At 38.0% G+C, this 24,151-nt stretch carries 23 protein-coding genes and 1 pseudogene; 22 read left to right on the forward strand and 2 right to left on the reverse strand.

Going from position 1 to position 24,151, the window contains the following annotated elements; translation table 11 throughout:
- The first annotated feature begins 8 nt into the window (after nucleotides 1-8).
- The 22 genes and pseudogenes from R8495_RS00720 to R8495_RS00825 all read left to right on the forward strand — a co-directional run bounded on the left by R8495_RS00720 (nucleotide 9) and on the right by R8495_RS00825 (nucleotide 22,163).
- The gene (locus R8495_RS00720; RefSeq protein WP_317635654.1) at nucleotides 9-263 is read left to right on the forward strand and encodes a hypothetical protein; all 255 of its coding nucleotides are present in this window, start codon (nucleotides 9-11) and stop codon (nucleotides 261-263) included.
- Nucleotides 264-351: 88 nt separating this feature from the next.
- Nucleotides 352-798 carry a hypothetical protein gene (locus tag R8495_RS00725; protein ID WP_317635655.1) on the forward strand — a complete coding sequence of 149 codons (447 nt, stop codon included), beginning with the start codon at nucleotides 352-354 and terminating at the stop codon, nucleotides 796-798.
- Nucleotides 770-1,105: a hypothetical protein gene (locus R8495_RS00730; RefSeq protein ID WP_317635656.1), complete on the forward strand. Its 336-nt coding sequence runs from the start codon at nucleotides 770-772 to the stop codon at nucleotides 1,103-1,105. The genes R8495_RS00725 and R8495_RS00730 overlap by 29 nt, the downstream gene beginning before the upstream one ends.
- A gap of 322 nt (nucleotides 1,106-1,427) precedes the next feature.
- Nucleotides 1,428-3,386: a DUF262 domain-containing protein gene (locus R8495_RS00735; RefSeq protein ID WP_317635657.1), complete on the forward strand. Its 1,959-nt coding sequence runs from the start codon at nucleotides 1,428-1,430 to the stop codon at nucleotides 3,384-3,386.
- Between the two features lie 54 nt (nucleotides 3,387-3,440).
- Nucleotides 3,441-4,619, forward strand: coding sequence for a MalY/PatB family protein (locus R8495_RS00740; RefSeq protein WP_317635658.1), 1,179 nt, complete (start codon nucleotides 3,441-3,443; stop codon nucleotides 4,617-4,619).
- Nucleotides 4,620-4,740: 121 nt separating this feature from the next.
- Entirely contained in the window at nucleotides 4,741-5,586 is an 846-nt protein-coding gene (locus tag R8495_RS00745; protein ID WP_317635659.1) for a class II aldolase, read from the forward strand.
- A 16-nt stretch (nucleotides 5,587-5,602) separates the two neighbouring features.
- Nucleotides 5,603-7,462, forward strand: coding sequence for a BglG family transcription antiterminator (locus R8495_RS00750; RefSeq protein ID WP_317635660.1), 1,860 nt, complete (start codon nucleotides 5,603-5,605; stop codon nucleotides 7,460-7,462).
- Nucleotides 7,463-7,466: 4 nt separating this feature from the next.
- Complete coding sequence (locus R8495_RS00755) at nucleotides 7,467-7,871, forward strand: PTS sugar transporter subunit IIA (protein WP_317635661.1); 405 nt, start codon at nucleotides 7,467-7,469, stop codon at nucleotides 7,869-7,871.
- Between the two features lie 2 nt (nucleotides 7,872-7,873).
- A complete protein-coding gene (locus R8495_RS00760; RefSeq protein WP_317635662.1) occupies nucleotides 7,874-8,350 on the forward strand; it encodes a PTS sugar transporter subunit IIB in 477 nt (158 codons plus the stop codon).
- Nucleotides 8,351-8,359: 9 nt separating this feature from the next.
- Entirely contained in the window at nucleotides 8,360-9,136 is a 777-nt protein-coding gene (locus R8495_RS00765; RefSeq protein ID WP_317635663.1) for a PTS mannose/fructose/sorbose/N-acetylgalactosamine transporter subunit IIC, read from the forward strand.
- Complete coding sequence (locus R8495_RS00770) at nucleotides 9,129-9,956, forward strand: PTS system mannose/fructose/sorbose family transporter subunit IID (RefSeq protein ID WP_317635664.1); 828 nt, start codon at nucleotides 9,129-9,131, stop codon at nucleotides 9,954-9,956. The genes R8495_RS00765 and R8495_RS00770 overlap by 8 nt, the downstream gene beginning before the upstream one ends.
- A 3-nt stretch (nucleotides 9,957-9,959) precedes the next feature.
- A pseudogene (locus R8495_RS00775) lies at nucleotides 9,960-11,002 on the forward strand (zinc-dependent alcohol dehydrogenase).
- Nucleotide 11,003: 1 nt separating this feature from the next.
- Complete coding sequence (locus tag R8495_RS00780) at nucleotides 11,004-12,452, forward strand: xylulokinase (RefSeq protein ID WP_317636642.1); 1,449 nt, start codon at nucleotides 11,004-11,006, stop codon at nucleotides 12,450-12,452.
- Nucleotides 12,449-12,955 carry a DUF4428 domain-containing protein gene (locus R8495_RS00785; protein ID WP_317635665.1) on the forward strand — a complete coding sequence of 169 codons (507 nt, stop codon included), beginning with the start codon at nucleotides 12,449-12,451 and terminating at the stop codon, nucleotides 12,953-12,955. The genes R8495_RS00780 and R8495_RS00785 overlap by 4 nt, the downstream gene beginning before the upstream one ends.
- A 110-nt stretch (nucleotides 12,956-13,065) precedes the next feature.
- Nucleotides 13,066-13,344, forward strand: coding sequence for an autorepressor SdpR family transcription factor (locus R8495_RS00790; protein ID WP_317635666.1), 279 nt, complete (start codon nucleotides 13,066-13,068; stop codon nucleotides 13,342-13,344).
- Nucleotides 13,334-13,921 (forward strand): DUF1648 domain-containing protein, encoded by a 588-nt coding sequence (locus R8495_RS00795; RefSeq protein WP_317635667.1) that lies wholly within the window; start codon nucleotides 13,334-13,336, stop codon nucleotides 13,919-13,921. The genes R8495_RS00790 and R8495_RS00795 overlap by 11 nt, the downstream gene beginning before the upstream one ends.
- 41 nt (nucleotides 13,922-13,962) lie before the next feature.
- Entirely contained in the window at nucleotides 13,963-16,800 is a 2,838-nt protein-coding gene (locus R8495_RS00800) for a YfhO family protein (protein WP_317635668.1), read from the forward strand.
- A gap of 24 nt (nucleotides 16,801-16,824) precedes the next feature.
- A complete protein-coding gene (locus R8495_RS00805) occupies nucleotides 16,825-19,566 on the forward strand; it encodes a YfhO family protein (RefSeq protein WP_317635669.1) in 2,742 nt (913 codons plus the stop codon).
- A 162-nt stretch (nucleotides 19,567-19,728) separates the two neighbouring features.
- Nucleotides 19,729-20,070 (forward strand): YwqH-like family protein, encoded by a 342-nt coding sequence (locus tag R8495_RS00810; protein WP_317635671.1) that lies wholly within the window; start codon nucleotides 19,729-19,731, stop codon nucleotides 20,068-20,070.
- Complete coding sequence (locus tag R8495_RS00815; RefSeq protein WP_317635672.1) at nucleotides 20,067-20,345, forward strand: hypothetical protein; 279 nt, start codon at nucleotides 20,067-20,069, stop codon at nucleotides 20,343-20,345. The genes R8495_RS00810 and R8495_RS00815 overlap by 4 nt, the downstream gene beginning before the upstream one ends.
- A gap of 11 nt (nucleotides 20,346-20,356) precedes the next feature.
- Nucleotides 20,357-21,919 (forward strand): DUF3114 domain-containing protein, encoded by a 1,563-nt coding sequence (locus tag R8495_RS00820; RefSeq protein WP_317635673.1) that lies wholly within the window; start codon nucleotides 20,357-20,359, stop codon nucleotides 21,917-21,919.
- Nucleotides 21,920-21,929: 10 nt separating this feature from the next.
- Entirely contained in the window at nucleotides 21,930-22,163 is a 234-nt protein-coding gene (locus R8495_RS00825) for a hypothetical protein (RefSeq protein ID WP_317635674.1), read from the forward strand.
- Nucleotides 22,164-22,189: 26 nt separating this feature from the next.
- On the opposite strand, the gene R8495_RS00830 is transcribed toward R8495_RS00825, so the two are convergent.
- On the reverse strand, nucleotides 22,190-23,029 hold the full coding sequence (locus R8495_RS00830) for a hypothetical protein (RefSeq protein ID WP_317635675.1): 840 nt from the start codon (nucleotides 23,027-23,029) through the stop codon (nucleotides 22,190-22,192).
- A gap of 3 nt (nucleotides 23,030-23,032) precedes the next feature.
- Nucleotides 23,033-23,896 carry a hypothetical protein gene (locus R8495_RS00835; protein WP_317635676.1) on the reverse strand — a complete coding sequence of 288 codons (864 nt, stop codon included), beginning with the start codon at nucleotides 23,894-23,896 and terminating at the stop codon, nucleotides 23,033-23,035.
- Nucleotides 23,897-24,151 lie beyond the last annotated feature (255 nt).

The raw sequence follows: 24,151 nt of genomic DNA on the forward strand, positions 1-24,151 counted from the left end.
AAAAATATATGATAAAATCAGTAAATCTACGCAAGACCAAGAAAACTTTGTTTGATGGGCTGGAGCCAGAGTATCTAAATTATAGACATGAATATTCCTGCCCCTTTTGTTCAAGCAAGATTGAATCAAAGGTTATTGAATCTAAATCATTTTATCAACTTGATGAAGACGTTAAATGTAAAATAATAAGTCTGATTTCAGGTTTAGATGCAGGGAATAATTCGTATAAAGAACCAGGATTAGTTTATAATTTTGCCAAGTAGCAATCAACATGAATTTTTAATCTTTAGTGCTAGCGGCGAATTTCAACCTGCAAGGTACATGGTGATTCATTGGGGGATTTTTGAAATAATGAAACGATACGATAAATATGATGAATTGTATTTGTTAGAAGCAATTCAGGACGCTGGATTAAAGAATGTTCAAGTAATTGCATCTGATGAAATCAGGCAAAAAATGATTGATAAATTTGTAGATTTTTCTTTAAATAAATCTGATGAGAGAATATTTTTGAACTTTAAAGAACCAACAAATGTTTATTATAAAAACTCTTATTGTCTGCAGGTGCTAAAGAATAATCCGCAAAAGGGAAAATTTTATCTGTTTGCAGAAGAAAGCAAGAGCTGTCTGGTTTTAAACAATTGGGGCGAAGTACTAGAGATCCTGGAAAATTTACCCTACATGAATGTTTATATTTTAGATGAATTGCTTTCATATGTTATCTCAGTAACTGAGGAAGATAACATGATTTTTACCGGGATAGAATTGAATGAAAAATTTAGAAACTATAAAGAATGAAATTATATCTCTTCCTACAATAATGAATATCTCCGAAGAAATTCGAATCATCACTGATTTGATGAACGTGGAAACTGAGGATTTAATTGAAAATAAAGATATTTTTCGTTTTATTGTAAACTCTCTCGAACTTTCGCATGCAGATTCAGGTTTTATGGATGTAACGAAAAGAAATGAAAAAAACTTTATTAATTTTTATGTTTGGTTAAGAAAAATTAATGACGACTATGGTCTGATCTTGAACAACAATACAATAGGTGTTTTTGGCATGAGCATTGAGGACATCAACAGATCAATGAATCTATAGAGAATTGGGGAATCAGAATTGAAGATAGATGAAAGGAAATTAAAATTGACGATTGTTACAGCCCCTTTGAGCGATTGCTTACGATCATTCTAAAGATTCCGTAGCGATAATGATTATGAACTTGTGGATATTGCAGTGACAGAAATCATGGCTTCTTTTCCCGAGTTTGTTAAACAGGAAATTTAAAACCAATTGGTAGCTTGCGAGCACACAAGGGCTGGATTTTTGTGCGATACGAGGGAGATTAGCTGGCTTTTGAATTTTTTTTAAAATAAGTATATATTAATTGAAAACGATTTAAATACTGATAAGGAGTTTAAATTTGAAAGCAGATAGCATGGAGTTAGTTGATTTTTTAGCACAAAACAAGACCATCTTCAGAATCCCTGTGTATCAACGAAATTATGAATGGGGAGAAGGGCAGTGTGTTCAACTTTTTAAAGATTTAGAAAATGCTTTCAAGCAAAATAAAAAGCATTTCTTAGGTGCCGTTGTTTACGTCCCAGAAGAGGGACCAAATCTTAGCCATCTTGAAACAATTATTGATGGACAGCAGCGATTAACTAGTTGTATGTTACTGCTTAGAGTACTTGCCAATTTAAATGAAAACAATAAAGAAGAGATAGAAAATAGTTTTTTGTTCAATAAATATATTGAATTAAACAACCATATTAAACTGCAGCCGGTTGATAAAGATCAAGAAGCTTTTCAAAAAGTAATCAATAATCAAGCTGATCAGTATGAAGTTCCATCAAAAATAATTGAAAATTACAATATTTTTAAAAGTTTGGTTACGAATTCAGAATTAAATATAGATGAATTATTTCAAGCTATAAATTATCTTAATATCGTTTATATCTCGCTTGATAAAAGTGAAAATCCACAAGTTATTTTCGAAAGCCTTAATTCAACGGGAGTTTCTTTGTCATCACCTGATTTGATTAGAAATTTTATCTTAATGCGGTTGGGTTCTAATGATCAAACCAGACTTTATAATGAATATTGGTCGAAGATTCAAGCCCAGTTTGTGGGAAACGTCCTAACAGAATTTATTCGTCACTATTTAATTATGCGGACGGGGAGATTTGTTAACAAAGAAAAAATATATGATTCTTACAAAAACTTTTATGACGATCAAAATTTGACCCCTGAAGAAGCATTGAGAGATCTTTTAACTACGTCAAATTATTATCGTCATCTGTTGGATGCTAATAAAATGTCTAAAAAGTTTGACAAAATAGTAAGAAATATCAATATTTTGGATAAGAAGGTGGTATATCCCTATTTTTTAAAACTATTGGATTTGAACGCTAAAGGACTATTAACGTGGGAAGAAATTGAAGAAATAGGTCTTGTGATTCAAAGCATGCTTTATCGCAGAATGGTTTGTGGCATTCCTAGCAATGGTTTAAACAGCTTGTTTATTTCGCTAACGGGTAAATCAGATTCTGAGTATGAATTATTAAAGGCCCGTTTGTCTAACAATGACTTTCCAAATGATAAGATATTTAAAGAAAGTTTGATTAATTTTCCAATTTACAATAAACGGCGTGATTGGGCAAAACTGACTTTGGTTGTGCTTGAAGAAAATTATACAAAAGAAACTGTTGATTTTGATGATGCTCAAGTGGAACATATCATGCCCCAAAAGTTATCTACTGACTGGCGGATTCAAGTCCCTAATGCGGAAGCCGTAAATAAACAGTTGGGGAACACAATAGGGAATTTGACTTTAACTAAATATAATCAAGAAATGGGAAATAAAGATTTCAATGAGAAGAAATCGTTCTATCATGATTCTAATATCTATTTGACGAGAAAAATTTCAGAAACTTGTGATACTTGGAATAAAGAAACAATCATCTCTCGAGCATCTGAGCTGGCGGATTCTTTAATTAATATTTTTCCTAAGTTAGAGTTAACACCAGATAAACAAGAAAATGATTCTAACCAAGAATATTCGATCAGTGAAGAAGTTGATGTTACAGGTAAAAAGCCAATTAGAATAACAATTCAATCGAAAGATTTTGCGGTTTCTTCATGGGCAATGTGTATTGTCGTCTTTTTAAATTATGTTTGGGATAATGATAGTGAGATTTTTAAGATGATTAAAAACTATCCTACTTTTCACAATATGTTTTCTAATTTTAGGAAGCCAAAAGAGTTGAGTAATGGAGAAATGGTGGAGACAAGTTATTCTGCCAACAAAATTTTGGCATTACTAGCGAAAATGTCAGAAGTATCCGGGATTGAGGATGAAGTTAGTTATACGATTAAATAAATGGTAGCGGATTCTAACAAGAAGTAAGATAATAGAACACAGGAGGACTTTCGGATGACAAATAAATTTGATTTTGATCAAATAATAGATCGACACAACACCAATTCAGTGAAATGGGCGCCCGAGACGCTGCAAGAAAAGTTTAATGAACCAGAAATTAAGTATCCTTGCTGGGTGGCAGATATGGATTTCTTGTGCCCGCCAGCAGTGCGGGAAGCGATTAATAAGCAAGCTGCGCACGGAATTTTTGGTTATAGTTCTAGTAATAAGCCGGATGCAGCTTATATTAACTGGGCAAAACGGCGTTTTGATTGGGAAATTTCGCCCGAATCGCTTTTGCATACGCCAGGCGTTGTGACAGCGATCCGGCTGGCAGTTCAGACTTTTACTCACCCAGGCGATCAAGTCTTGATTCAGCGGCCCGTTTACTATCCATTTAGTGAGGCTGTTGTGGATAATGGGCGCAAGTTGATTTCAAATTCGCTTGTGTTAAAAGACGATCGTTATGAAATCGACTTCGATGATTTCAGTGCCAAATGTAGCGATCCTAACACGAAGCTGTTTATCCTGTGTTCGCCGCATAATCCGATTGGTCGGATTTGGACAAAAGATGAGCTATTAAAAATGTTGCAGATTTGTTATGACAATCACGTTTTTGTGATTGCTGACGAAATTCATCATGATCTAATTATGCCCGGGACTACTCACCACGTTGCAGCAACTCTCGATGCTAAGTACGCCCAAAATCTGATGACTTGTACCGCGCCAAGCAAGACTTTTAATTTGGCAGGCTTACAGTTCTCAAACGTGATTATTGAAAATCCAGAGCGTCGCCATGATTTTCAGCGGGCGCTTAATAATGTCGGTTTAGGGTCAAGCAATCCTTTTGCTTTGGTTGCGACAACGGCAGCTTACGATGAAGGCGAAGAATGGCTTGATGAATTACGCGAATATTTAGCTGGCAATTTAGCCTGGATTAAAGATTACTTGGCGAAAAATTTACCTCAGATCAAAATTCGTGAGCATGAAGCGACCTATTTGATTTGGCTGGATTGTCGCCAACTGGGCTTAAGCGACTCAGAGCTTGAGCAGGTAATGTATCGCAAGGCGAAAGTGGCAATGGACGCTGGCACTTGGTTTGGACCAGAAGGCAGTGGGTTCATGCGCTTTAACATGGCGTGTCCGATCAGTGAGGTCAAAGGCGCCTTTGAAAGTATTTATAAAGCAATCTGAATGGTTGCTTTTTTTTGTAGTCAAAAACGAAAAATTGCATGAATAATGTTGCAGAATGTTAGGGCTTTCATTCTGTTTTTTTTGGTTATATTTAACTCATCAATAAAGAAAGGTAAGAAAAATGCAATTAGTAAATGGATTTACTCTGATGGATTATGCCAAAAAGCATAATTTGGTTTTGCCCGCGTTTAATACAACGGATTACGAGATGACTTTAGCTATCGTGAAAGCTTTTGATGAGATGGGGTTGGGAGGATATATTCAGATTTCTTCAAACAATTTAAAATTTTCTAGTCCCCAAATTATTGCAAATATGACTCGAGAAGTGATGGAAAGGGAGAACGTTTCGACTCCAATCGGTTTACACTTAGATCACGGTAAGAGTTTTGACGATGTCAAAGCTTGTATTGACGCAGGGTTTACTTCTGTGATGGTTGATGCGTCTGAATTACCCTACAAAGAGAATATTAAAGCTGTGAAAAGAGCCTCGGAGTACGCACACTTTTTTAACATTCCAGTTGAAGCAGAACTTGGCGGAATTAAAGGTAAGGAAGACGATCATGTGTCAGATGTTAATGCTAAGACGCATCCAGAAGATGTCCTGAATTTTGTGGAAAAAACGGGTTGTGATGTGTTGGCTGTTGCAGTAGGAAATGTCCATGGTCTTGATTTATCTCCAAATCTTGATTTTCCATTGTTAGAAGAAGTTGCAAAAAATTCACCTGTTCCGCTAGTTTTACATGGGGGTTCAGGGATTCCATTTGACCAAGTCAGAAAAGCTAAGAATAGTAATTTGATCAAGGTGAATTATGGATCTGACCTACGTAAAGCTTACATTAAAACTTTTGGCCAATCTTATGATCAGAATCATAACGAATTTAATTTAATTGCGGTGGCTAGTGCAGGAGTGGACAAGGTGATTGATGCAGCGAAGAACATTATTCACGAGGTAAATGAAGTTAAGTAGGAAATGAGGTGTTGGAGTGATGAATGAGCGGCAGGTTCGAATGATTGGTGATTTTTATCAGGTTAATTCATCATATCTTACTTCCAATTATTTTGTGGAAAAATATGGGGTTAGTGTTCGAACTGTTCAAAGTGACATCAAACAAATTCGTGAGTGTCTGGCCGAAAACGACTTTGCGACTTTTAAAACGATTCCCTCCAAAGGGAGTCAGTTGATCGTTAGTAATCCACTAGATTATTATAAATTTATGGACGGAGTTAAAAGCCTTGATCGATCGTCGCGCTTAAAGAAGTTGAGCCTAATCTTATTGAATCAAATTCAAGCGGTAAGTAAAGAACAGCTTTGTCAAAAACTTTATGTGACTCCAACAACGATGACGCAAGACCTTAATAAAGAAGCAGAAATTCTTGAAAAATTTCAGCTCAATTTAGTGCGTTCCTCTCATCACGGTATTTATATTGAAGGCAGTGAAAATGATAAACGGCGATGTTTGATTAATTTAGGTTTGGAGAGTCAGGATGATGATCGCGAGCAGTTCCAACAAAATATTAAAAATGTGCTTGTCGAAATTCTTCATGCGCACCATTACCACATGTCTGACGTTTTGCTGCAAAATTTATTGGTCCATTTGGAGATTTCGATTTATCGGATCAAACATGGATTTTATCTGAAGGATTTTTCGCCTTCCGCCGCTAAAAGATTTGAGAAAGATTTTAGAGTTGCTAAAGAAATATTTGAAAAATTAGCAGGTCGATACTATTTGAAGGCACCAGATAGTGAAATATTAAGTCTAGCGATTTATATTAGAGGTAAAAGTGATCTCGAAAATGAATACATTTCTAAAAATGTTGATGAATTTATCAAAGCTTCACTTGGTGAAATTAAAGAAAAATTCAATATTGATTTTGCTCAAGAAATAGAATTGAGGGTTTCTTTGGCGTTACATATTATTCCACTTTTGACCCGGATTGAGTTTAATATTCAAAATAAAAATCATCTATTAAAACAAATCAAACGTTCATTTCCCCTCGCTTTTGATATGGGGGCATATATGGGCATGTTGATTCAAAAAAAAATAAATAAAAAGATTGAGGAAGGTGAAATTGCTTATTTAGCGATCTATTTTAATCAATATTTGATAAAACTCAATGGTTTATCGGGGCTTCAGCGAATTTTGATCATTACAAATCTTAAAAGGAGCGAAGATATCCTTTTGAAACAGCGCCTTGTGACCTGGTTCGCTAACGAGATTGCGGAAATTAAAATTATTAATTTTTACGAATTAGAAGAAATAAAGTTTGATGACTATGATGTGATTTTTACCACAGAACCGGGACATGACGAATTGGGAGCGATTTTGATTAATCAGTATCCAGATGATTCTGAATATACCAAAATCAAATTAGCAATTGATGGTTTTAGAAACGTTGAGGAAATTACGCAGTTGTTTAGTTCTGAACGCTTTGTGGTGGGTGATTTTAAAACAAAACAAGAAGTTCTTAATCGATTGTGCCAAATTTCGGCAAGCAAAATTGCTACTGACAAGACAGAGTTGTTGGAAGCGGTGAATTTACGAGAAGACTTGGGTAGTAGCTATTTTGGTAATCAAATTGCCTTGCCTCACCCGCTTAACCCTTTTTCGGTGGGAACTTTCGTTTCAGTGGTAGTGATTAAAAATTCTCTGGCATGGGATGAAGATCAAAATCAGGTTCATTTAGCTTTGTTGGTAGTGATTGAGAAAAATAATACAAAAGTTTTTCAGTTGTGGGATTATTTAGGTCAAATGATTAAAAGTCATCATTTTGTTGAACGAGTATTAAATAAACCTACATATGGGAGATTTATTAGTGAATTAACGGAATTATTAGGAGAATAGATTAGTGCAATTTATTATGGCTTCGCATGGAAGTTTAGCAAAGAGCATGCTAGAGAGTGCTCAAATGATTGTAGGACAGCAAAATAACGTAATGACATTTGGACTTTATCCCGAGGATGATGTTGACCAACTGCGTGAAAGAATCGAAAAGCATTTGAAAACGCTTGAAGGTGAAGAGATCATCTGCTTTACCGATCTTTATCACGGGAGTCCATTTAATGTAGTTGTTCAGTTAATGGGTCAATATAAATTTCACCATCTTACGGGGATGAATTTATCAATGATTCTAGAAGCATTAATGATGCGGCAGAACTCAGAAAACACGATTCAAGATATTTGTGACACGGTGATGTCTGAAGCCCCTGCGACTTTTATGGATGTTAATAAACAATTGGATTTAGGAGAATAAAAATGAAAAATATAGTTTTTGCGCGGGTTGATGATCGTTTAATTCATGGAGAAGTGGTTACGGCCTGGGTTCCGACTTATCGAATCAATCATATTATCGTTGTTGATGATGAAATAGCAGGAAATTCTTTTCAAAAGAGAATTTTGAAATCACTTTCTCCGACAAACGTGCGAGTTGATTCGATGACGGTATCTGATGCAGCACAGTATCTGCAGGGAGAAAAGAACGACAAAGAGCGAATTTTGCTTTTAACCAAGTCGCCGATCGCATATCAACAACTAGTCGAGAAAGAAGTCGAATTACCACAGGTTAATTTAGGGGGCATGGGGATTCGGGGGGAGCGCAAGCCATTTGTCAAAAATGTTGCTTGTAATCCAGCTGAAGTCGAAGCAATTAAAGCTCTTATTGCTGCAGAGATTCATGTGTTTTATCAATTAGTGCCCGAACAAAGAGTTATTGAAGTTAAAGATTTAGTTTAGGAGGAACTTATGTCAGTTTTACAGGCATTTTTATGCGGTGTTTTATATTACCTCGCAATTGGTAATATGCCTTTTGTTGGTTTGTGGACTTTACAGCGTCCGTTAGTTTGCGGGTTACTTACTGGCGTCATTTTGGGACACCCTTTGATTGGAGCGATGACGGGGGCATCGATTAACTTAGTTTATTTAGGATTTATTTCAGCTGGTGGTTCAATGCCTGCTGATATGGCTCTCTCTGGCATTTTAGGGACGGCTTTTGCAATTACTGGTCACCTTGATGCAAAAACGGCGTTATCGCTAGCGGTGCCGATTGGTCTTTTAGGGACAATTGTTTGGTATGCCCGGATGACCTATGGCTCAATTTTTACGCATTTAGCTGATCGTTATATTGAAAAGGAGCAGTATAACAAAATTTGGCGCGCTAATGTTTTATATCCTCAGCTGGTAACAGCGATTATTACGATTATTCCTTGTGGGATTGCTGCTTACTTTGGAGCAAGCTATATCAATGGACTTGTTAAGGTTCTTGGAGGAACCGTGTTAAATATTTTTAAAGTCATCGGAGGAATGATTCCAGCACTTGGAGTTGCGATTACATTGCAATACATTTATAAAGACGATGCGAAGGTTTTTCTTTTCTTAGGTTTTGTACTGGCGACGTATTCAAAGCTTGGATTATTGCCTTTGGGCGTGATTGCAGGTCTTGCTGCCATTATTTACATGCAAGTGATTGGCAGCAAAAATAAAAACGAAGTATCTTTTGAGGATGGTGGCGATTATGAATAAAGAGAAATCTTTAATCAGTAAAAAAGATTTAGTTAAATCCTGGCTCATTTGGGAGAATTTCCCTCAAACCTGTTATAACTATGAACGGATGATGGGTCAAGCGGTAGCCCACGTTTTTGTACCTGCATCGCGCAAGTTTTATCAAAATGATCCTGCCAAGAAAAAGGAGATGATGAAACGCGAAATCGAGTTTTTCAATGTTCACGTTGAATTTGGTTCAGTGATTATTGGAATGATTATTGCAATGGAAGAACAAAAAGCCAAAGGTAAAGAAATCCCCGGAGAATTTATTACAAGTTTGAAAACTTCGATGATGGGGCCACTTTCGGGAGTTGGAGATACTATTTATCAGGGCGTTTTGATTCCAATTCTGTTAGCGATCTGTATTGATATTACTCTAAAGGGCACGATTTGGGGTGCAATTTTATATTTTGTCTTAATGTTTGCTTTTTCGTGGATTTTCAGTTATGCCAATTTTATGTTTGGTTATCGCGCGGGCGCCGAAGCGGTGATGGATTTCTTAGAAAAAGGCATCCTGAACAAAATTTTAAAAGGTGCCGAAGTAATGGGCTGTATGGTAATGGGTGGCTTGGTCTCCAGTTATGTCAAAATCACAGTTCCACTAAAAATAGTTACCTCGACGCAGACTTTTAGTATTCAAAAACAATTTTTAGATGTTTTAATGCCTAATATTTTGCCATTTTGTTTTACTTTACTGATTTTATTCTTATTAAAGAGAGGCTGGCATTCTTTAAAAGTGATTGGGCTTATTATTGTGATCGGGATTCTTGGCGGATTATTTGGAATTTTAGGAGTGTAGACAATGAAAGTTATTATGGAATTGGGCCCGAAAAAAATTGAACTTAGAGACATTGAAATGCCAGAAATTGCGGCCGATGAAGTTTTGATGAAAGTAAGAGCCAATGGGTTATGCCAAAATGACGTTCGAGATTATACAGGAGATACTTTGTGGACTTATCCTCGAATCGGCGGACATGAATTTAGTGGAGAAGTTGTGAAGATTGGGACAAATGTAAATCCCAAAAGATTTCAAACGGGCGATCACGTAGTTAAATATATTTTGCCTAATTGCGGGGAATGTTATTACTGCAAGAATGGCAGGGAAAATCTATGTACCGAGATTTATACTTCGCCTACTTTTAAAAATGAAAATGGTGTTTCTGGATTTCGGGGAATGTCAGAATATTTAGCTGTTAAATCAACGGATCTATTTAAATATCCAAAAACGACAGATTTTATTGAGATGGCTTTTACTGAACCATTAGGTTGTGTCATCAACAGTGTTGAGAGAGCGCATTTGAAATTGGGGCAAGACGTCTTAATAATTGGCGGCGGAGTAATGGGTCTATTACATGTGCTGGTGGCCAAATTACAAGGAGTTCGAGTGTTAGTCTCTGAACCGAATGAGCATCGACGTCATCTAGCGCAAAAGTTGGGTGCTGATGTGGTGTTTAATCCGATGGCAGGTGATGCAGTGGAATTTGTCAAAGAAGAGACTGGCGGATCTGGCGCTGATGTGGTTTTTAACACAACTGCCAATCCAAAGATTGCAATTGATGCGATCAATTTTACGGCCGCGGGGGCCAGACGTTCATGTTTAGTTCAATGCACCCCAATGAGCCAGTTGCTATTGATTTAGGGGCAGTGCATTCGCACGAGAAATTCATTAAGGGAACAGTGAGTCCGACTAGACAAACATATTTCCGGGCTACCCAGTTGATCGGCAAAAAAATTATCGATCCGCGTCCGTTGTTAGGTCAGGTCTATAATTATCAAGATTTTCTGGCGGCATTTGAGGATGCATTGCAACCCGATACGTTAAAGACGATGATTTTGTTTGTTTAATATGGATAAATACTATTTAGGAATTGATGTTGGAACCTCTTCTTTAAAAATTGCAGCGCTTAATGATCACTTACAGCAACTTAGTAGTAAACAGATTCAATATCAATATGACGAGCCAGCGCCAAATTATAAAGAAATTGATCCTAAGATTTGGTTAAACGCGGTGATCGAAGGTCTAAGGGCAATTTTTCAAGAATTGCCTGCTGAATACGCTGTAGCAATTGGGATTACAGGTCAAATGCACACGACAGTTTTTTTGGATCGTGCAGCTAAAATTATTCGGCCTGCAATTATGTGGAATGATACGCGCACTAAGGATTTGGTTTTGCCGGTGAAAGAACGTTTGGTTAAACATCTTACATTACAAGAGAATGCGAAAATTATCTCAACAGGAAGCCCGCTTATAAATCTTTTGTGGTTAAAGGATTATGAACCGTTAAGCTTTGATCGCCTCGGTCAAGTTTTAATGCCAGTTGATTATTTGGTTTATTGTTTAACAGGTAATTTTTCGACTGATTATTGCGATGCGTCAACTACAGCTTATTATGATTTTACCAACGACGGGTGGTCTAAAGAGACTTTTAATTTGTTTGATTTACCTTCAGAAATTTTTCCGCCAATTAACGCAGCTAGTACGATTGTTGGGGAGTTGACTGACGAAATGATGGGCTTGTTAGGAATAAAAAATAAAATTCCAGTAGTGGCGGGCACGGGTGATAATGCAACCTCAGCTTTAATTAATCGGAGCTTTGAAGATCAAATTCCGCTATTATCGCTAGGAACCTCAGGCGTGGTCATTATACCTAATGAAAATCATCAATTAAACTCGATTGGCAAGAACGTAGTGGTTAAGGTTAACCCGCAGGACCAAACGATTTTGACCCAGGGAACCGTCCAGGCGGGTGCGCAGCTTAATAGTTGGTGGCTTGAACAAATTATGCACCAAAGCAATTTTGAGCGAGCGCAAGCCCAAATCTCAGAAGATCGTTTAGGAAAAAATTCGGTATTGTTTTTTCCTCATGTCAATGGAGAAAAGACTTTGTTTAATAATCCTGATCTACGTGGGGCATTCGTTGGCCTCGAATTGTCAACGACATCCGATGATTTATATCAGGCTGTTTTAGAAGGCGTTGCCTTTGCTCTTAAAATGCTTGCTGACGCAATGCAAGATGGGGAAAAATCAGATTCATATACTATTATCGGTGGAGGAGCAAAGTCTAAGCTATGGCAGCAAATTTTAGCAAATGTTTTTGATTGTCCTATGAATCATTTTAGAAAAGATCGAGAGGCGGTGGAAGGAGCAGCGATGTTAGCAATAATTGGTACAGGCTCTAAAGTACACAGTTCGCTGGATCTTCCTGATGTAGTAGTGCCGGATGCAAAAATTGCTGCAAGGTATCAAGAGAAATACCAAAAGTATAATTTTTTGTGCAAGGAGCTAATTAATTGAAACAAGATTGTGTGATTTGCGGTCAACCTTTAGGATTTATGAAGTTCAAGTGTCGTGATGGAGCGGTATGCAAAAAATGTTACCGAATTGTGAGTCAAGAGTATACCCAAACGATTGTTGATCGAGATACAAGTGATTTGCTTGCCATTTTTGAGAAATACAAATCACAACCAGATTTTGATATTACTAGGCGGATTAATCAATATTTGTTGTTTGATGACCCTCATCAACTAATTTGTTTACCTAATAATCGCAAATACAGTGACGCGAAATTGCCGCCGGAGTTTTTTAGTTATCGATCTTTAAAAAGTTGCAGTTTGGTCCAGGATACAATTGAGATCAAGGGAAAAGTTCGTAAAAATCTTGAGTTGAAGCTGAGTTTTGATGATTCAATTGAACGAAAAATTGTTTTAATTAAAAAGCCAATCGAAGTTAATAGTTCGATTTATCAATCAATGAATAAAGTAGCAAATCAGATTATCAACAATTTAGCTAAAATCTGAAGGGTTGCTTTTTTTTCTAAAAATCATTTCGAAAAAATTCGAAATAATTCTTGCTTTTGAATTTTTTGAAGTCTATAATCTAATTAGAAAATTTTCTAAATAGGTGTGAAATGAGTTTAAATGAAACAATGAAAGCTTTAGCTGATGATGAGCGGCGAGAAATATTAGAGCATTTGCGTGAAAGGCCGATGTCAGCAGGAGAAATTGCGGCAAATTTCGATTTAAGTAATGCGACGGTTTCTTATCACTTGAAGGTGCTAAAGAAAGCGGGGCTGATCACGGAAAACCGTGAGAAAAATTACATTATTTATTCACTTAGTGCAAGTGTTTTTGAAGATGTGTTGGCTTGGTTTTACAAAATTGGAGGAAAAAAAGAAGATGACGAGTAAAAGAAATTTGTTCAATTGGACAATTGTAACGGTTGCGATAATTTTGGCTCCGATGATTTTAGGGGTGATTTTCTACTCGCAATTACCGATGAGAATTCCAAATCATTTTGGAGTTAATAATCAACCTGATCGTTTTATCAATAAGAATCTTGCCCTTTTTGGCATCCCAATAATCGCGACGCTTTTGCAGCTCGTTTTGGTAGGGGCTTACCAGGCTGATGCCAAAAGAAGATCGCGACCGCTAAGAATGTCTTGGGTGCTTTTTTTGATTACTCCGATAATTTCAACAGTTATTTATCTGATCACGCTCAGTTTTGGCTTGGGAAACGCACTAGATGTCCGCCGGATCGTAACTTTTGTGATCGCAATTTTTTTCATCGCGATGGGTAATTATTTTCCGACTCTTACATCGGAAGATCACATTGCGTTTAAATCAAAAATTGGCCGCAAGTTAGGTTACGCATTTGTGCTCGCAGGGCTTGCGTTGCTGGGATCTTTGTTTTTTAACTATGTCGGATCTCTCTTAGTCATGGGAATTTTCATCGTCTATATTTTAGGTTTAGTAATCCATCGCTAAAAGGGTTGCTTTTTTTCTACCAAAAAACGGATAATATCAGTATGAAGAAAATAATCCAGCATGCCAATCTTTTTTATAGTATTCTCTTTGTGCTCGTAGCGCTCGTAGTGTTTGGTCCTCAGTTGTTAGGAGGCGGAACTTTGATTTGGAGTGGAGACGGGATTGCGCAGCACTATCCAGCGCTGGTGAGATTTCATCACGATTTGCAGGAATTAATATTCTGCGGCAAGTCAATTTCCTTGTGGCAGTGGAATATCGGTCTGGGGCAAGACTATCTTCAGACTTTTTCTTACTATGTTTTGGGCGACGTCTTATTGTATCCCGCCGTATTGTTTCCAGCGTCGTTTCTGCCTGACTACTACTCGATCATGGTCATTGTCAGGCTGTACTTAGCAGGACTAGCCTTTATTTTTGCAGTGCGACGTTTAGTTAAAGCTCGTGATTTCACGCTTGGTCTTGGCGGGATTGTCTACGTCTTTTCGGGCTACACAGCGTATAGCAGCTTTGCTCATCCGTTCTTTTTAAATCCGTTGATCTTGTTTCCGATCCTCATAGTTCAGCTGCAGCGAGTGTTGAAGCAAAAATCTGTTTTACCGTGGATCGGGATCGTCGCACTGACCCTTTTTGTTAATTTCTATTTTGCTTATATTTTGGCGCTCGGGACAGCCGTTTATTGGATTGTGGCTTTAATTCGGCATCGTGAATACCGTCGTTGGCAAAATATGTTTAGAGTAGTGGCAGGTGCTGCAGTCGGATTTCTCATCAGTGCGGCGCTATTTCTGCCTTCGCTTTATTTTCTGTTGAATTCGGCTCGAACTGATGGAAAAATGGCGAACGGGCTTAAAATTTATCCGTTATCTTACTATTTGTCGTTGCCAGGCCGGATGTTGGTTCCGCAAGGTAAATCAGCTTTCTGGTTGATGGGCGGGTTGATGATTTTGGGACTTTTAGGCGTAATCTTCGTGTTGCGGCGTGCCCGCACTTATCAAACATTGACGATAATCTTTTGTCTGAGTGGGCTTGGACTCTTATTGCCATTTTTTGCCAGTGTGCTCAATGGATTTTCGTCGCCGTCCAATCGCTGGCTTTTATTGGTACAGTTGCCTCTGGGAATTGCAGCAGTTTTGCTGCTCGAACATCTCAGCGAGCTAGTCAAAGCAGATTATCTAATTTTTGTGATTTTTGGCGGAGTAATTTGTGTTTCTTTGCTGGTGATTTCAGCATTCGGGCGTTATGACGGAGATCTAGGCTTGCTGACATTTCAGTACCTTTTGACCGTCATTGCGCTCCTTTCGGTCAAAAAAAATCGCAATCAAATTTTAACAGTACTGACCGTGATTAATGCGATTACAATTTTTGCATGTATTGAACCTTACAATATTAGTGCCACCAATCGCCTCTTAAGCCGCCAAGCGGTTCAAGAGTTGACCAAGCGTCAGGCCGGATATGAGAAGAAAGTGGTCAATGATTACCAAATTGATCCTAAAAATCGTGACGCAGACCAACCAACTTTTTCACGTGCGTACATTGACACACAGCTCCCCAAGTATACATATCATCCGAGTTTGCCGATTTTAAGCGACCTCAATTCGCTGGAAACGTATTGGTCGTTAGAAAGCAACGATGTATACAAGTTGATGCACGAGTTAGGAGTTAGTAACTCAATTCAAAATGATGTGACTGGGAATGCTGACTTGCGCAATATTTTGCTTAATTACTTGGGAGTAAGCGAAATTATGCTCAACGAAGATGCCAAAATTATTCCTGCGTCGTTTCAAAATTACAACTCTGAAATTTATAATGGGCAACAAACATATCTTTCTGATTCGTCGTTTCCACTGTTTTATTTTCCTGAGTATCTGATTTCAAATAAAGATTTTACCAAAATGACACCAACTCAAAAAGAAGCCAGTTTACTTGATTCAGTTGCTTTAACGCAGGGTCAAGATCAATCCAAAATGGCAGCCAAAGTTCAAAATGTGCCATTTTATAATAAGACGATTTTGTATTCTAAGGGTCAGCACGTGAGCTTTACAACTCAAACTCCAGAGCAATTGAAATTGCAAAGTCCGTCGGGGCAAGTAGTTTTGCTGATGGCAGCTGATCCGGAGTTAAAAGACCAAGAGCTGCACCTGGAGTTTAGCAATATTAACTATGATCCTTTTAATTTTGGTCAATTGTGGCAAGCCGATTTGACTGATTATCAGGCTGAGCATGAAAATGATCAATTAAAAGGCGCAGATGATTTTCAGGATTTTAACGTGAATGGATATCGAAATCGCTGGTTGGCGCGCAATTATCTCAAAATCGGGCGCGCAACCCCAGGGTACGAATTAAGCGCAACTTACTTAGATCGGACCGATAGTTTTCGCCAATTATCAGCTGAGCGGCTTTCGGGGTATGAAGTTAGAAAAAACGTTAGTTTAAATTTAGGACCAGTTGATCAAACCGATCACGAGCAGTGGATTCTTTTAAACACCGACGTGATGGCGCATTTTTCGTTTGATTTAAAACTCACGACTTTGCCGACTGGTGAGGAAATTACCAAAACTGCGAAGAAAGTCCGCAAAGTTAGTCGTGACAACCTTGATTTTAAAATTGGGCAGGACAAAATTGATCTCAAGGTCAAACATCCAGTGAAAAAGGTCGTCGCGACAACGATTCCTTATTCGCCAGGCTGGCGCATTGATCACGGCAAAATTGTGAAACTTAATGGAACTTTTATCGGTATTGAACTAGATCAGGGGCAAAGAGAATATCAGCTTAGATATCGCACGCCGTTTCTTGATCTTGGCTTAAAGCTGAGCGCTTTGGGAGTCATGGTGGCACTAGTTTGGGCTGGTGCGGCAAAAATTTTAAAAAAATTTGCTTTTTTTTAGACGAAAATCTTGTATCATAAATTAATGAGATTTCACTTCCGAAAGTTAACAAGAAACGTAATTCTTTTTTACACGATCGTTTTTACAATAATTTCGCTAATTATTTTTGGACCTCGTCTGTTAGGCGGAGGAACGTTAGTGTGGAGCGGGGACGGAATCGCCCAGCATTATCCGGCTCTTGTTCAAGTGCATCAGGATTTCCAAAATTTGTTGTTTCATGGCAAGCCACTCGCGATGTGGCAGTGGAAAGTGGGACTGGGGCAAGATTACCTTCAGACCTTTTCTTATTATGTTCTAGGCGACCCATTTTTCTATCCAAGTATCTTAGTACCCGAGGCGTGGTTGCCCGATTACTATTCAATTATGGTTATCGTGCGCTTATATCTAGCTGGCTTGGCTTTTGTTTTTGCCGCCAAGCGCTTGATTAAAGTTCGCAATGTTCCAATCGCTTTGGGAGCCATTGTTTATATTTTCTCCGGATATTCGGCGTACAGCGTCTTTTCACATCCGTTTTTTGTGAATCCGTTAATCATTTTTCCATTATTAATAATTGCTGTTCAAAAAGCCGTCCAAAATAAATCGATTTTTCCTTTAATTGTGATGGTCGCTGTGACCCTTTTGGTGAATTTCTATTTCGCCTATATTTTAGCGGTTGGAGCAATCGTTTACTGGTTGATTGAGCTAGTTAGGCATCGAGAATATCGTCAATGGAAAATTTTTCTTCGGACATTTTTAGCGGCTCTGACGGGATTTTTGATTAGTGCCTGTTTATTCATTCCTTCATTATACTTCCTTGTAAACTCAGCTCGGACGGCCGGAAATGTGGCCAACGGGATCCATATTTACCCGCTTGCCTATTATTTGTCGCTGCCAGCAACGATGTTAGTTCCCCGAGTGTCGACGGGTTTTTGGTTTCGCGGGGGCTTTATGTCTTTGGGGCTTCTGGGAGTTATATATATTGGACGGAATTATCGCAAATATCGCACGTTGACCGCGACTTTTGGGATCGGGGTCATCTGCATGCTCGTTCCGTTCTTGTGTGGCGTGCTTAATGGAATGTCTTCGCCCTCGAATCGTTGGTTGCTACTCTTGCAGCTGCCACTTGGCCTTTCAGCAGCCTTTTTACTAGATCATGTTAGCGAGTTAACCAAAAAAGATTTTCAATGTTTGATGATTGCAGGCGGCGTGATTGCAGTTTCGCTACTGCTGACACTTGATACAGAGCATTGGTTTCGCGACCTAACGATTCTTGCTTTTGGATATTTTTTGACCGCAATAATTTTGTTTATATTCAGAAAATCTGAGCGGAAAATTACGGCAATTACTTCAATTTTAGTCATTTTTAACGCGGCGGCGATTTTCCTAAGCGTTGAGCCATACGGGAAAAACCGGACCAACAATCTTATGAGTAAATCCGAAGTTCTATCTTTAGTTAAGCGTCAGCGCGGCTACCAAAATGCAGACGATCAGCGCGATTTTAGTCGCACTTATATCGATACGCAATTGCCTGGCTACACGTATCATCCGAGCTTGCCGATATTAAGCTCTTTAAATTCGTTTGAGACTTATTGGTCTTTAGAGGGCGACAACGTTTATCAGTTTATGCATGACCTTGGAGTCAGCAATTCGATTCCAAATGACGTCACCGGCAACGGCGATTTACGTGATGTTCTCTTCAACTATTTGGGTGTTGATAAGTTATGGCTAAATGAGAGTCAAACGATCGTTCCCAATTCCTATCAGAAAGATGAAAATAGAGATTATAACAATCAAAAATTCTATCATTCTGACTCAGCTTTTCCGCTCTTTTATTTTCCGAAATATGTAATGTCTTCCAAAACTTATCAAGCGCTGAGCCCAACTCAAAAAGAAGCAAGTTTGTTAGACTCAGTCGAAGTAGCTGGCGGCAAAGAGGAATCATCGATGGCGAAAAAAGTTCGAGTTGTGCCTTTTGATAATTTTAAAGGGTTCACAACCAAAACACCGACGCAATTGGAGAATCAAAGTCCTTATGCCCAAGTAGTTTTGCCCTTTGATGCTGACAAAAGTCTAGAGGATAAGGAAATTCATCTCGAGTTTAGCAACATAGATTATCAAACATTCAAATTCGGTGAGCTTTGGAACACAGCAATTAAAGATCATGAAACAGATGATACTTATAAATATCGCTGGTTGGTTACAAATTATTTGAAAATTGGTCGGATTAAGCCAGGTTATATCATGAGTGCCAGCTATCTTGATCGGACAAATAGCTTTAAACAACTCTCTCCTAAACGGCTTTCAGGTTATGAGCTGCGCGATAAAGTTGCGCTTAACTTGGGACCAGCTGAGAATACCGATAAAGATCAGAAAATTTTATTAAACGTTGATACGCTAGCTCATTATTCATTTGACTTAAAAGCTGTTGCTGGGCCTAGTAGCAAAGAAATTAAGAAATCAACGCAAGAAATTAAGCGCAATAGTCAGGAAAATATCAAATTTGATTTAGAGCGTGATCAAATCAAGGTAAATGTTAAAAATCCTGTGAAGAAAGTAATTGCCAGCACGGTTCCTTATTCGAAAGGCTGGCGGATTAATCACGGTAAAATTGTTAAAGTCAACGGAGCTTTTATCGGGATTGAATTAGAAAAAGGACAAAAAGATTACAAACTAACTTACCGCACGCCAGGCCTTTTGCTTGGGTTAATCATGAGCGCGGTAGGGTTGATCATTGCGCTGGCTTGGTGGGGCATCAAATTAAAAACAAGTGATTCCTATGTCAATTAAAGACTTTAGGATCATTAATCTAAACTCCTTTCGGAGTTTTTTTGTTTTTTGCTCAACGTTAGCTGCAATTTTCTGCACTTCAGCACTATCAAAGCGCTAACATTCATGATATGGTAAAGCACATATAGTAAAGAAATGCTGATTTAAATAAAAAGAGGAACCATGAATTCAAGTGAAATTATGAGCCAAATTAGAGCAGCCGAAGAAAAGATCCAGGTGCTAAAAGGTGCGTTGATTGATATGTCTAGTGCTGGTAAACGGCTGACCGAAGCTGGTAATTCGATCAAGCAAGCTAAATCCACGGCTCACCCTTGGCGCGGGCAACAAAAGGAGACTTTCAGTTACCAAGCTATTCAAATTGAAGATATTATCACCGCAAATATTAGAACTAACAACGATAATATCTTTGCTACAATGACCAGAATTAAGCAGTTGGAAAGTGAAATTGAGAGTTTGCGCAACAGTTTAGCGAGCGCATTACAGGCGGAGGCAAGTGTCAAATGACGAAAATTCAAATCGACAAATCTAGTTATGATTCTAACGTAAATAAAGCAAAGAAGGATATCAATTGGCTGAAGTCGCAAAAGATCCACGTTATTAATACACCGGGGACTGATATTCACCCCTTCGTTCAAGCAGTTGAACTCGAAAAACAGTTGGACGGTATTATTAAGAAATACGCTGACGTGGCATCCCATGACACCGATGAATTTAACAAAACCGGCAAATATTTTAAAAAGACTGATCAAGCCATTGGTCAGGCAATCGAAAAGAATTGAGGTGATCATTAATGGTTAAAATTAAAATGAGCGAAGTGTTGGAGAATTATGAAAGTTTGAAAAGAGATGCTGATCTCCTTCAAAATGCTTTAAAAGACGTTAACGAATCAATGTTAGGTGTACCAAAGACAGAGAATTTCCACGGTCGTGCTCAGACCTTGATGCTTGATTACACCCAAAAGATTCACGAAACTTCCACGAAAAAATTGAACCAGAATCTTGAAGATTTAACTAAACAGATGCATCAGATGATCAACATCTTCAAAAGTAGCGTTGATAATAGCGATGATGCGGTCATCATTTCAGAGAATCTTACCGAAGTTTCAAGAAAGGTGAAAAACGCCCAAACTAGTAACATCTCTGGTGAGAATTTAGCAAATAATGCAGCTGCAAAAGCCGCAAGTGCAGGAGCGGACGTCTACAAATTATCTAGCAGCTGCGATGAACTTCTGCACAACTTAAATCGACACATCGATAAAACCAAAACCAATTTAATGACTTTCCACTCGCGCAAAGATCTCGATAAATCATTTGATAACATTGGCAGAAGTGCTGTGCGAGTGAACACGGTGATTTCTTCCATTGATACAGTGAGCCTTCACGGCGACGAGAAATTTATCTTGGGAGCATTATTAGAAGAATTAGCAGCAGAAGGCTGGTCTGAAGCAGGTCTAAAATCGTTGAATAAATTTATCGACAAAAAGATGCTTAATGCCAAAGATCGAGTAAAGGTGCTCAATAACATCGCCAAAAGCGTCCGGGAAGTCGGCTCTGATGCATTTAATGCACTGATCCGACCTTACGCCAAAAAGAATGTTAAAGACCAAACTGCTAAAGGGGCACTGAAAATAATGCTTAAATACTTGGGAGCTGAAATGAAAGACGGTTACTTGAAAATCCCGAACGGATTCCCCACAAACCTAGATCCATTTCATAACGAGTTCTTACAAAAACTTCTGCCGAAAGTGGTACAAAACGCCTTCCCATTTGATGGTAAGAAACCTGGTGGACTCTCAACTGCAAGGGGAGACCTCGCCGCTGCAATTCATCAATTGCGCTATTACGTTTCTTATGCCAACGCTGTCTACGTCGAGAACGAAGCCAAGAAACTGGGCATTAAACCAGCTGCGTTCTTGGATTTGTTGACAAAAGAAGGTGATGAAAACAAAAACAATTATTTCTTAACGCTTGAAAACAATCGTAAATATGGTAAAGAAATGAACTTCGATACTCTGCTTAATAATTACATGGACGTCAAATTAACTTTCGAAAGTTCACGACCTCACAATAAGTTAACTTCATTTAAAGCTACTGAAGACGATTTAGAAGGTATCTCTGAAGTACAAAAAAATCTCACAAAGGCAGGAATTACAGATATTAAGGATTTGACCAACTACAATAATTATAAATTATTATCCAAATTCAACGTCGAATTCATTGTTAACAACCAGACCGGCGATTTAGTGAAGGTAAATCTTAATAATACCGCAGGAAAGAATGCCCTCGACTACAAAAATTGGGATTTCAACGACCTTAATGGATTCATAAATGGACCCTTCCTACAATTATTCTGATACAGGAGACATGCATAAGAACAAAGGCGACAACAAAAAATACGCTCAAGATAAACTTCACAGTTATCACTATAACTATGATTATAACTATTGGTATAAATTAGATATGCCTAATCGAAACAAAGCAACCAGCGGGGGGATGAAAATTTATGTTTCTCCGGGAGGTGATAACTATGACGCAAACACACCTAAGACGTTCTCTGAACTTAACAATATAAATTTCTCAGATATTCTAAAAAAATAACTTTAACAGAAAAGGAAGAGCCAGCACTAATTGCTGACCTCTCCCTTTTTTATTTTGCCTAAGATTAAGTCATTAATGGAGTTGGGAATCTTATACACATGATCGTACTCGTGGAGGTAATCCTTGTATTCCAAATGATCGGTATCCAAAACCTTGCCGTCCTTACGATCTACTTTGATCGTCGCAAAGCGCCAATTTTCACCCTTTTTCTTTATGACATAGTTGTTTTCATCTTTAAACCGTTCCGGTAAATCTTCATTATCTGGAATTATATTATCTTTCTTTATATTGTTCTTTACTTCAGGTGGCAATTCCTGTAATATTCTTCTGCTGACACTAAGCAATTTATAGTTAATCTTCACCTCGTTGATTCTTTTTAGTTTTTCCACTTTTTGATCATTGAAACCCTGACGAATAACCGCATATCTTCTGACATTTAACTTAATTTGATCCTCGTTAACTATGTAATCTCCTGAATATATCTCAAGCCATATAGATGATTCTGCATGGTCTGGCAGATACGAATCAGTAAAGGTATGGTTATAGACCAAAACAAAAGTTTGATCTTTATTTAGTCTGAGAAAATACTCGCCATGACCCGGGTATTCCATTGACCTTTCAGTAAATACTTCTACATTAAACGAAAATGATTTGCCCACCAACTCTGAAGCTTGATCGGCTTTAATCCTCGGAGTAAGCGCAATGCCTTTGTCTTTCGCCTTCTCTAGCTCCCTGGAACTCATGTTTATAAAAACGGGATCTAAGATTTTACGGCGAGCTTGATTACGTCTATCAAGATATAGAACAGCAGTTACTAATCCAATAATTGCGAAAATGCCGAGCGCTATTTTAATTTTATTCTTCATCTGCTACTTGCTGACCTCTCCCTTTTTTATTTTGCCTAGAATTAAGTCATTAATGGAGTTGGGAATCTTATACACATGATCGTACTCGTGGAGGTAATCCTTGTATTCCAAATGATCGGTATCCAAAGTCTTGCCATCCTTACCTAGATCTGCTTTGATACTCGTCACCCACCAATAACCGCTCTCTTTCTTTATGACATAGTTATCCTCATCTTTAAACCGTTCCGGTAAATTTTCTTTGCCTGGAAATATATTATCCTTCTTTATCTTGTTCCGTACTTCAGGTGGTAATTCTCGAAAAGTTCTTTCAGTGACACTAAGCAACTTATAGTTAATCTTCACTTCATTGATTCTTTTTAAATTTTCCACTTTATGATCATTGAAACCCTGACCAATAATCGCATATTTTCTAACATTTAACTCAATTTGATCCTTTTTAACTATGTAATCTCCCGACTTTATTTCAAGCCATATAGATGATTCCTCATGGTCTGGCAGATATGAATCAGTAAAGGTATGATTATAAACCAAAACAAAAGTTTGATCTTTATTTAGTCTGAGAAAATACTCACCATTTCCTGGATTCTCCATATCACTTTGGGCAAATACTTCTACATTAAACGAAAATGATTTGCCCACTAAGTCTGAAGCTTGATCTGCTTTAATCCTCGGAGTAAGCGCAATGCCTTTATCCTTGGCTTCCTCTAATTCCCTGGAACTCATGTTTATAAAAACGGGATCTAAGTTTTCATGACGAACTGGCTGATTATTAGAATGCTTCTTTTGAGGTCTATTAATAATTAGGACAGCAACTACTAATCCAATAATCGTGAGAATGCCGAGCGCTATTTTAATTTTATTCTTCATCTGCTACTTGCTGACCTCTCCCTTTTTTATTTTGCCTAGAATTAAGTCATTAATGGAGTTGGGAATCTTATACAAATGATCGTACTCGTGGAGGTAATCCTTGTATTCCAAATGATCAGAATCCAAAATCTTCCCGTCCTTACGATCTACGTTCCGCCAATTCTTGTTCTCTTTCTCTACGGAATAGATCAGAGTTGAGCCGCTATCAGAAGTAAAATGACCACCATCGTTTAGGCTGTTAAGTTCAATTAAATC

Origin of the sequence: Xylocopilactobacillus apicola (assembly GCF_033095985.1) — a bacterium.
Taxonomy (GTDB): Bacteria; Bacillota; Bacilli; order Lactobacillales; family Lactobacillaceae; genus Xylocopilactobacillus; species Xylocopilactobacillus apicola.